Source organism: Aeromonas sp. QDB30 (assembly GCF_027707645.1).
In the GTDB taxonomy this organism is placed as follows: Bacteria; Pseudomonadota; Gammaproteobacteria; order Enterobacterales; family Aeromonadaceae; genus Aeromonas; species Aeromonas caviae.
Genome location: NZ_JAPCIY010000108.1, coordinates 1 through 8,893, shown reverse-complemented (window position 1 = coordinate 8,893; position 8,893 = coordinate 1). Strand labels below are relative to the sequence as shown.

Genomic DNA, 8,893 nt, shown 5'->3' with positions numbered 1-8,893 from the left:
GTCAGGCGGGAGGCCAGCCAGGCCGCCGTAGCCCATCAGCGAGCGCCCAATGAGGTGAGCTTTAAGTTTGCCTGTCAGTTCATCGCGAACCAGATGGCAGTGATGGCGGGCGCGTTATCGCCAGCCCATACGCCACGGAGGTTGGCGGAGTTGCGGGGCTGCATAGGCGTCATGTTCATAGAAAAACGCCCCAGGCCATCGAGACCCAGGGCGGTGAAGATATCAAAGACCCGTTTTCCGGTAAATCGCAATGCGGCTCCGCTTAAGTGAACAGCATTGCCCGCATGGGCGGGGGCAGGGTCTTTTGGCGAGGGCTAGCCTAGCGTGGGGATCAGGCGAAGCAGGTCCAGATGGGGGCGTGATCCGAGGGCTTGTCGATGCCGCGCAGCTCGTAGTCGATGCCGGTCTCGGTCACTTTGTCCTTGAGGGCGTCGGAGGCCATGATGAGGTCGATGCGCAGGCCCCGGTTCTCGTCAAAGCCCCTGGAGCGGTAGTCGAACCAGGAGAAGCGCTCGCACTCGGTGGGGTTGGCGGCGCGGAAGGTGTCGGTCAACCCGAAGCCTTTCAGGCGCTCCATCCATTCACGCTCGATGGGCAGGAAGGAGCACTTGCCATCCCGCAGCCAGCGCTTGCGGTTCGCCTCGCCGATGCCGATGTCGAGATCCGTGGGGGAGATGTTCATATCCCCGATCAGCGCTATCTGGTCGTCCGGGGTGTGGTGGGTCTCGAGGTAGTGCTGCAGGTCTTCATAGAACTTCTGCTTGGCCGGGAACTTGGTCTCGTGATCCTGGCTCTCCCCCTGGGGGAAGTAGCCGTTCATCACCTTGATGACGGAGCCGTCTTCCCGCTTGAAGCTGGCCATGATCATGCGGCGCTGGGCATCTTCCGGATCGGTGGGGAAACCCTTTTGCACCTCGATGGGAGCCTGCTTGCTCATGATGGCGACCCCGTAATGCCCCTTCTGGCCGTGGAAGACCACGTGGTAGCCCATGGCCTCCACATCCGCGACCGGGAAGGCTTCGTCGTGCACCTTGATCTCCTGCAGGCCGATCACGTCCGGCTGGTGCTTGTCGATAAGGGCTTGCAACTGATGAAGACGGGCGCGCAGGCCATTGATATTGAAAGAGATGATCTTCATGTTCGGGGTGCTCATGTCGTTTTTGTTCGTCGCTTATTGGACTAGGAATCCGCGATGGATGCAAGTTCGGGGGCTGTGACTGGCGCAGCGGCTCGGTAATCTGTTCACGATCTGTCGCGAGAGTCTGTCAGCAAGGTGACGCGCAGCAGAGGAGCCTGAGTGCATATGTATACATGGAAGCGCCTGGCGACACATAAGCGAGCAGCACATGAGCCTTGGAAGCGGCTTCCCAGCAAGATCGTGGACAGGTTTCTAGCGGGTCATCTTCTTGACAAACACCACCACGAACAGTGCCAGCGTGAAGCTGCCGGTAAAGGCTTCGAAGGCGGCGAAGATCCGCGACAACCCCACCGGGGTGAAGTCCCCATACCCCAGCGTGGTGAAGGTCACCACGCTGTAGTAGAGGCACTCCATCAGGAAGATGGCGTTCTGCTCCAGAGGAGCGTCCGGGCGATAGATGAGGTGGGTGCCCGCGAAGTTGAGGCCGCAGAAGAAGTAAAAAATGCTGCAGATGACGATGAGCAGCAGGGAGAAGAGCACCACCCGCATGGGGGCCTCGCCGTAACCGCAGAAGAGATCCACTATCCAGGAGGCGAAGCGGCGGTAGGACCAGAACGGCATCTGCAGGCGGCGCATGGTGAGCTCCTGCTGGATGTAGCGACCGGACATGGTGAAGATGCCCTGGGTCTCCGAGGCCTTGCGCAGATCCCGGTAGGTCTCCTCCGCCTCCTTGAACCAGACGCGGACCTGTGCCGGGTCCCGCTCGCGGCGCCCCTTTCTGTCCTGCATCAGCCGCTTGCCCGTCTCCAGGTTGTCGAGGCGGGTGTTCTTCCAGCGGATGCCGAGCAGGTTGACGTCGTCGAGGGTGGCGCAGTGGAGGTTCGCTTCGCTCAGATCGGCCTTCATCAGGCTGCCGCCCTTGATGCGAATGCCGTAGAGATGGGCCCCCCGCAGGTTGGCGCGATAGAGGTTGCACTGCTCCAGCAAGAATCCCTCCGGACCCTGCCTGTTCACCAGGTTGAGATCCGCCAGCTCGGCGCGGGCCAGTTGCAGGCCGTGGCACAGGCCTCCCTGGCGCACATAGCGCTCCAGCGCCTGGGCGGTATCAGGGGTGTTGTGGGCCGCAGCGGGGTCGTGCCAGCGGCAGAGATCATGATCCCCTGCCTCTTCGGTGCAGTGGCGGCCATCGGCCACCAGGTATCGGCACATTGCCATGGTGTTGCCCCTCCCTTCCCTGAGTCAGTATCAGCATAGGTGAGGGGAGGAGGGGGGATATCAGCTGTGCTGATGATATTCCTGGCGCAGCTTGCGAAAACGTTCCTGCTGGGCGGGGTTGAGGGGGATGCCCTCCAGCACCTCCAGGGTCTCCTTGCACTCGGCGCCAAACTCCGGGCTCTTGCGGTTCTTCTGCATGAGTTGCAGCAGCACCTGGATCTTGTTGAGGGCGGCGCCGGTATTGGCGGGCGCCCGGCGCAGGGCCTCGCGAAAGTGGCCGAGGGCCTGCTCCAGCTCTCCGGCCTGATAGGCCTTGATGCCCAGATCGTTGAGCTGCTGATAGCGCTGGCGCCGCTCCTGCACCGTCTTGTCATCCCGGGTTACCTGGATGCAGGTGGTGAGCAGCCGATCCTCATCCTCCGCCAGCAGGGGTTGCAGGCTCTCGGCGTACTCGAACTCCCCGAGCTGATAGAGGGCGAGTATGGTCTCGCCAAGGAGAGCCGGAGGCATGGTGGCGGGCTCGTCCAGCCAGTTCTGGTTGGCGCGATAGAGCATCTTCTTGCCCTTGAGCAGCTCCCCCAGGGCGATGCGCACCCGGGCCTGGCAGATCTGCTCGAACACCGGGTAGTTGAACTCCGACATCATCAGGGAGTCGCGGATGCGCGACAGGGCGGAGTTCACCTGCTTTTGCAGGTTGGCGATGTGGTAGCCGTCGTTGCTGTTGAGGGCGTACAAGGTGAGGGTCTGGATATAGGCCCCGAGATAATGCGGCGTGCGGTGGATGGAGTTGCGCGACAAGTCGATGAGGGCGAGCAGCACGTCCTTGGCCTGGGCGTAGTCGTGCCGTTGCAGGCACACCTCCGCCAGACGGCGGGAGAGCTGCACCGACTGGGGAGAGATGTCCACCGCCCGGCGCAGCTCCTGCTGGGCTTGCTCGTCATTGCCCAGCGCCAGCAGGGACTCCGCGAGCCAGAGGTAGGCCTCCACCATCAGGGGGGTGTGTTTCAGGGTGGCTTGCAGGTGGCTCACCGCCTCCTCGTGCAGACCCAGGGTATGGCACGCCTTGCCCAGGGTGAGGCGAGCCCAGCTGTTCTCCTGCCCCGCCAGCAGCTGGCGCATCAGGCTGCGGGCCTCCTTGGCCTGGCCCAGCTTGAGCTGGGTGTCGGCCTGCAGGCAGCGGCAGAAGTTGGCAAAGCGGGGCACTGCGTCCGCCTGTTTGGCACAGGCCTCCACCAGGGCGGGCAGATCGTCCCGGGTGAGGGCGCTGAAGACGCTCTCCAGCGCCTGGTGCCGGGCGAGGGCGCGTTTGAGACGAAACGAGAACTGCTCCTGGGAGAAGGGCTTCATCAGGTATTCGTCGGGCTCGGCTTCCAGCGCGCTCAGCACCATGGCGCGGGAGCCGTCGCTGCTGACCATGATCACCACGCTCTGGGGCGGAATGAGTTGCTGATCCCGCAGGCTTTCCAGCAACTGGCGGCCGTTCTCGCCCGCCCCCAGCTCATAGTCGAGCAGATAGATGTCGAAGCTCTCTTTCTGGCAGCGGCGGCGCGCCTCGTCGGCGGAGTTGGTGTAGGTGATGCGGTTGATGCCGATGTTGATCAGCATCGCCTTCATCATCATCTGGAAGGAACGCTGTTCGTTGACCAGCAGGATGCGCTTGGGCTTGGGCTGGGGTTTCTTCTCGGGTACGGAGTCCGGTGTCTGCATCTGTCTGGCATCAAGGCGCTACGGGCTGGTGGGAGAAGTGTGCCACCAAAGTCCGCAGGCAGGCAATTGCACATGGGGAGGCCCCCCGGTTTTTCCCGCAGACCTTGGGTGAAAAAAAGGGTGTCTTGCCTTTGATCCCGGTCAATGGAAGGCGAGTTGGCACTGGCAGGCGCTGTCCCGGTTTTTAGACTTGAAGAGCGTCAGCATGCGGGAGGCAGCAGAGGGCAGGGTGCCCGTCTGCTCCCTTGCCCGCTCACAAGGAGGGATCAGATGAGTTTGCTACCGAGTCGCACCAGCCTGTTTGATGACCTGTTCCACGACATGGCCTCCGGCTTCTACATCCGTCCCCTGCACGGGGACCCGTTGCCCGGCCAGATCAAGCTGGATCTGCGGGAGAGCGGGGATGACTACCTGCTGCAGGCGGAATTGCCCGGGGTGGCGAAGGAGGACATCCACGTGGACGTGCACGGCAAGCTGGTGACCCTGAAGGCGGAGATCCGCCAGTTTGACAGCCAGAACAAGGATGAACGGGCCCTGCGCAGCGAGCGCTATTATGGCAGCGTGTCGCGCAGCGTCGAGTTGCCGGTGGAGGTGTCGCCAGAGCAGGTGAGCGCCCGCTTTGACAACGGCATCCTCACCCTGCGCCTGCCCAAGCAGGCGGCCAGCCCCGCGCCCCACCGCATCCCCATCGAATAGGCGGTCAGTGAACGAGGCCCCGCAATGCGGGGCCTCGTCATTCAGGGCTGCTTGCGCACCAGATAGGGGGCAAACTCGGGGGTGTGGCTGGCGGCAAAGCCCGTGGCGGTCTTCTCGATGAGATAGACCGCCAGCTTGTGCTCCTTGGCAAAGGTCATCGCCCGCTCGGGACCCATCACCATGAGGGCGGTGTCGAGGGCATCGGCCTCCAGGGCCGTGGGGGTGATGACGGTGGCGGAGACCAGCTTGTGGGTCACGGGCTCGCCGGTGGCGGGATCGATGATGTGGGAGTAGCGCTTGCCGTCGAGCTCGTAATAGTTGCGATAGCTGCCGGCGGTGCTCACCGCCATGCCGTTCGGGGTCACCACGTCCTCGATGGCGCCCGGTCTGTCCGAGGGCTCGACGATGGCCACCCGCCAGGGATTGCCCTTGTCGTTGTGCCCCTTGCTGCGCACCGCCCCGGCCACTTCGATGAGGTAGTTGTGGACCCCTTTTTGCTCCAGCAGCCCGGCTATCTCGTCGGAGGCTGCCCCCTCGCCCAGGGTGGAGAGATCCAGATAGAGGTCTGGGATAGCCTTGCCGAGCAGGAAGTGATCCCCCTCGGGGGTCAGGGTGAGCTTGTCGATGCCGACCCGCTCCCGCGCCTTGGCGATCTGCTCTGCGCCGGGCCGCCTGACCGGGCGCTTGTCCGGCCCGAATCCCCACAGATTGACCAGGGGGCCCACGGTGACATCGAGAACCCCCCGGGTGAGGTGCCCGGCGTCAATCCCCTGTTGCACAATCTTCGCCATGGTGGCCGGGATGACCTGGGGGGGCTGCCCCGTTCCCTGATTGAAGCGGGAGATGAGGGAGCCCGGATCATAGGTGGAGATCTCCTTGTTCAGGCGTGCCAGCAGCGCCTCCACCTCCTGTTGCAGTGCCCCCTGTCCGCCGGGGAAGGGGTCGCTCAGGGTCACCGCATAATAGGTGCCCATGGTGTTGCCCTGGATGCGGGTCTGGGTCGGGGCCGGCTGGCAGGCGCCAAGCAGCAGGATCAGGGAGAGCAGCAGGGTGCGCGCCAGCGCAGGCGCAAAGGGGAACTTCATCTCTCATTCTCGCGGGAGTCATCGACGGGGGAGCAGCTTAGCCAACGGCTGTGGTGTTGGCGAGTGGCCGTGGGCGGGAAGGCCGCAAATAATTAAGCCGGAGGGGAATTTGATCAACCCGCTTTGGGCCCAGGGTCGGGAGAAAAGAAGTGACCGGGCCCGCAGGCTGGCCCAAAAGCGGTCGTCCTTCGGCGACATTTGAATACAATGAAGATCGATCCTGACAGCATCTTTGCGAGTCGCACCCACGGGGGCGAGATGCCTGTGCTGTCATCCTTCGTCAATCAAAGGAGAACGTGATGAAAAAGGTGTTAACCCTGCTGCTTCTTGGCTCCCTCGCCACCCCGGTCCTGGCCGACGAGTGCGCACTGGTGATCGAAGGCAATGACGCCATGCAGTTCAACCAGACGGCGATGAACGTGCCGGCCACCTGCAAGGAGGTGACGGTGACCCTCAATCACACGGGCAAGCTACCGGTGGCCAACATGGGCCACAACTGGGTGCTGGCCAACACCGCCGACTATCAGGCCATCGCCACCGCCGGCATGAGCGCCGGGGTCGATCACGACTACCTGCCCAAGGATGACCCCAGGATCCTGGCCCACACCAAGCTGGTGGGGGGCGGCGAGAGCACCAGCGTCACCTTCAAGACCGACGGCCTGGCGGGCAAGGATCTCACCTTCTTCTGCTCCTTCCCGGGCCACTTCGCCCTGATGAAGGGCAGCTTCAAGGTGGGGTAGGCCGCCATGGCCTGACAGGAAAAAGCCGGGGTATCCCGGCTTTTTGTTTTGACCCTTATAGCCAGAGGGTAAACTCCGCCAGGTCATAGCATTTGATATTCTTTTCTGCGCACTTCGTTGCTTCAGACTTCAACCATTCGAATGCTGCTTTTTTGTGCCCTTGGCCTTCAATCAAGATAATGACATTAGGTTCTGGTGCTTTATGGGCACTTTGTAAAAAGAAAGGAAACTTACGGTCAACTGAGCCTGAAACCTGTTGTTGGTGAGGTTCCACTCTAGTCAAGCCATCGAGTGGATGGTTAATGACAAAAGCACTAAAGGCTTTCAATCCATACAGATCTTCGTAGGGGACTCTAGTCTTGAACGTCTTGGGAATAGCAAGGTTATTTCCTTCTGCATATTTAAATTCCTCTAAGATGCCCCTTATTTTTGTCTGCAACTGTTGATTGCTTTTTTCTTCTTCAGTACTGAGCTCAGGTGGTGCTTCAAATCCGTCCAATGTGTATTGCATAGGATCTCTCATCACATAAACCAGAGAGACCCATGCTACTCCCATGAGGCCAAATATCAATCTGCAGATGATTTTTTGGCCTAGTCATAAATGGGCTGCGGTTATTGTACGTTTGCTTGCAGGGTAAAGAAGGCGAGGGTGGTCTTCTTGCCACACTCGAAGCGGATGCTCTCCTCCCCCTGCACCACCAGGGTCTCGCCCGGTGCGACCTGTTGCCCCTGCACGGTGAGCTGGCCCTCCAGCAGGTGGCAGAGGTAGCACTTGTCCGCCTCCAGGGTGAGGCTGAGGGGGAAGGGCAGGTTCAGCACCCGCACGTTGGCGCTGATGCGCGCCGGGTGGTAGATGAGCCCGAGATCCGTCACCTCTTTTTTCAGCAGCTCGCAGCGGGTCTCGTCATCCCCGCTGAAGTGGGCCGCCTCGAAGGTGGCGTAGGGGTGGCCGTTGAGCACGAAACCGGCACCGCTGACGGGCAGCAGGATGCGCTGGTAGCCGGGAAAGCGGGAGAAACTCCCTGCTTCCTTGATGGGGGCCGAGCTCAGCCGGTAGTCAAAGTCGAGCTTGTCCAGGGTCGAACCAGGGGGGGAGATCAGGATCTGGGCCGTGGTGCCCTGCCTGTTCTTCCAGGGCATTTTCAACTGGTCGGACTCTTTAATCAGGGTGATCACGATGGCGCCTCGGCGGGAAGGGGAGAGTGGGGCCAGTGATACCATCTCCGGGAGTGGCTCACAAGGCGCCGCCAGCGCAGGCCGCGCTGGTTGGCCACAAATCAGGCAGCGGCCCCCCTGACGCTAACCCTAATCGGTCGACTCAAGCCCTTTTTCTATCTTGTCCAGCAGTTGCTGCAACTGCGCTATCTCCGCCGGCGTCAGCAGGGAACACAGCCGTTCGTCGAGCCGTGCTGCCTCCTGCTCCCCCTGGTTGACCCGCTCGCAGGCCAGCGGGGTCAAGGCCAGACAGATGCTGCGTCTGTCAGTGGGATGGGGCCGCTTCTCGATGAGCCCCTGTTTCTCCATCTCCTGCAGCAGGCGCGTCACCTGCGCCTTGTCGCGGCCCGATCGCTGTGCGATGAGCTGCGGCGTGGCGGGATCCAGCGCATGGATCAGTTGCAGCACCTTGTAATGGAGGGGGCTAAGGGCGATCTGCTGTGCCCGGAAATGCTGCGCCATGGCGATTTTGTACTGATCGAGGATCCGGAAGAGACGGTTTGACAACTTCATGGTTGATAAAGTCAACTTAAAAGGGTTTAATTGATTTTATCAACCATATGGGCAAAAGCCCAGCCCGAGAGGAGATGAAAGATGCCACACAGCTATCGTGTACAGGTCCAGGCGCTGGACCGCGATGTGCCCCCGTTGCAGTTCGACTGCCAGAATCACGACGACATCTTTGCCATCCTGGCGCTCAGCAAGGGGAAGCTGCCCATGTCGGAGCAGGAACATCAGGCGTTTATCGTCGGGTTGAAGCTGTTTGGCGAAGTCATGATGCAGCATCGCAAAGAGGAGCTGTTCAAGGGGTTTCTCCCCCATTTCAAGCAATTCATGGGGCAACTGAAACGCACCGCCAGGGGAGAGGAGGCCGTGGTCGCCCCTTCCGAGTGACCCTGCCCTGACCCCAAGGGCGAGCGCTCCCGCCATCATGCCTGATGCAAAGGAAACCCCGAGGTTGTGATCCCGGTGCTGTCAAAGCGGCGGCGGCCCGCTACACTGGCAGCTCGTTTCACGGAGGACCCATCTTAAATGCGAAAGGGGACTCCCTCCGACGTAGGTGGGAGGGGAATTTCGCCGGGGCGTCAGCCCCGCTG

10 protein-coding genes and 1 pseudogene are annotated in these 8,893 nt (G+C 61.6%); 4 read left to right on the top strand and 7 right to left on the bottom strand.

Annotation, left to right across the window (positions count from 1 at the left end; all coding sequences use genetic code 11):
• Window positions 1-270 (top strand): annotated as a pseudogene (locus PG896_RS19730) (IS4 family transposase); the annotation flags it as partial.
• Between the two features lie 61 nt (window positions 271-331).
• On the opposite strand, the gene xthA reads toward PG896_RS19730, so the two are convergent.
• The 3 genes from xthA to PG896_RS19715 all read right to left on the bottom strand — a co-directional run bounded on the left by xthA (window position 332) and on the right by PG896_RS19715 (window position 4,060).
• On the bottom strand, window positions 332-1,138 hold the full coding sequence (xthA, locus tag PG896_RS19725) for an exodeoxyribonuclease III (RefSeq protein ID WP_010673667.1): 807 nt from the start codon (window positions 1,136-1,138) through the stop codon (window positions 332-334).
• 252 nt (window positions 1,139-1,390) lie between these two features.
• Window positions 1,391-2,353, bottom strand: a complete 963-nt coding sequence (locus PG896_RS19720; protein WP_244813203.1) for an ion channel — start codon at window positions 2,351-2,353, stop codon at window positions 1,391-1,393.
• Between the two features lie 60 nt (window positions 2,354-2,413).
• Entirely contained in the window at window positions 2,414-4,060 is a 1,647-nt protein-coding gene (locus tag PG896_RS19715) for a response regulator (protein WP_244813205.1), read from the bottom strand.
• A 270-nt stretch (window positions 4,061-4,330) separates the two neighbouring features.
• Between PG896_RS19715 and PG896_RS19710 the strand changes: the two genes are divergently transcribed.
• On the top strand, window positions 4,331-4,756 hold the full coding sequence (locus tag PG896_RS19710) for an Hsp20/alpha crystallin family protein (RefSeq protein ID WP_113736095.1): 426 nt from the start codon (window positions 4,331-4,333) through the stop codon (window positions 4,754-4,756).
• Between the two features lie 41 nt (window positions 4,757-4,797).
• Here the strand turns inward: PG896_RS19710 and PG896_RS19705 are convergent, their stop codons facing one another.
• Window positions 4,798-5,841 carry an FAD:protein FMN transferase gene (locus tag PG896_RS19705; RefSeq protein WP_270836111.1) on the bottom strand — a complete coding sequence of 348 codons (1,044 nt, stop codon included), beginning with the start codon at window positions 5,839-5,841 and terminating at the stop codon, window positions 4,798-4,800.
• A 299-nt stretch (window positions 5,842-6,140) separates the two neighbouring features.
• On the opposite strand from PG896_RS19705, the gene azu reads away from it, so the two are divergent.
• Window positions 6,141-6,581 carry an azurin gene (gene azu, locus PG896_RS19700; RefSeq protein ID WP_270836110.1) on the top strand — a complete coding sequence of 147 codons (441 nt, stop codon included), beginning with the start codon at window positions 6,141-6,143 and terminating at the stop codon, window positions 6,579-6,581.
• A 55-nt stretch (window positions 6,582-6,636) separates the two neighbouring features.
• Here the strand turns inward: azu and PG896_RS19695 are convergent, their stop codons facing one another.
• The 3 genes from PG896_RS19695 to PG896_RS19685 all read right to left on the bottom strand — a co-directional run bounded on the left by PG896_RS19695 (window position 6,637) and on the right by PG896_RS19685 (window position 8,309).
• Window positions 6,637-7,092, bottom strand: coding sequence for a PD-(D/E)XK nuclease superfamily protein (locus PG896_RS19695; protein ID WP_052130404.1), 456 nt, complete (start codon window positions 7,090-7,092; stop codon window positions 6,637-6,639).
• 101 nt (window positions 7,093-7,193) lie between these two features.
• Window positions 7,194-7,757, bottom strand: a complete 564-nt coding sequence (locus PG896_RS19690; protein WP_041214820.1) for a HutD family protein — start codon at window positions 7,755-7,757, stop codon at window positions 7,194-7,196.
• 129 nt (window positions 7,758-7,886) lie between these two features.
• Window positions 7,887-8,309 carry a MarR family winged helix-turn-helix transcriptional regulator gene (locus tag PG896_RS19685; protein WP_109422025.1) on the bottom strand — a complete coding sequence of 141 codons (423 nt, stop codon included), beginning with the start codon at window positions 8,307-8,309 and terminating at the stop codon, window positions 7,887-7,889.
• Between the two features lie 81 nt (window positions 8,310-8,390).
• On the opposite strand from PG896_RS19685, the gene PG896_RS19680 reads away from it, so the two are divergent.
• The gene (locus PG896_RS19680; RefSeq protein WP_109422026.1) at window positions 8,391-8,690 is read left to right on the top strand and encodes a DUF3861 domain-containing protein; all 300 of its coding nucleotides are present in this window, start codon (window positions 8,391-8,393) and stop codon (window positions 8,688-8,690) included.
• The last annotated feature ends 203 nt before the right edge of the window (window positions 8,691-8,893 follow it).

Coding starts and splice junctions, on each gene's coding strand:
- PG896_RS19705 (WP_270836111.1), bottom strand. CDS start 5,841: ATGAAGTTCCCCTTTGCGCCTGCGCTGGCGCGCACCCTGCTGCTCTCC.
- PG896_RS19710 (WP_113736095.1), top strand. CDS start 4,331: ATGAGTTTGCTACCGAGTCGCACCAGCCTGTTTGATGACCTGTTCCAC.
- xthA (WP_010673667.1), bottom strand. CDS start 1,138: ATGAAGATCATCTCTTTCAATATCAATGGCCTGCGCGCCCGTCTTCAT.
- PG896_RS19685 (WP_109422025.1), bottom strand. CDS start 8,309: ATGAAGTTGTCAAACCGTCTCTTCCGGATCCTCGATCAGTACAAAATC.
- azu (WP_270836110.1), top strand. CDS start 6,141: ATGAAAAAGGTGTTAACCCTGCTGCTTCTTGGCTCCCTCGCCACCCCG.
- PG896_RS19695 (WP_052130404.1), bottom strand. CDS start 7,092: ATGCAATACACATTGGACGGATTTGAAGCACCACCTGAGCTCAGTACT.
- PG896_RS19680 (WP_109422026.1), top strand. CDS start 8,391: ATGCCACACAGCTATCGTGTACAGGTCCAGGCGCTGGACCGCGATGTG.
- PG896_RS19715 (WP_244813205.1), bottom strand. CDS start 4,060: ATGCAGACACCGGACTCCGTACCCGAGAAGAAACCCCAGCCCAAGCCC.
- PG896_RS19720 (WP_244813203.1), bottom strand. CDS start 2,353: ATGGCAATGTGCCGATACCTGGTGGCCGATGGCCGCCACTGCACCGAA.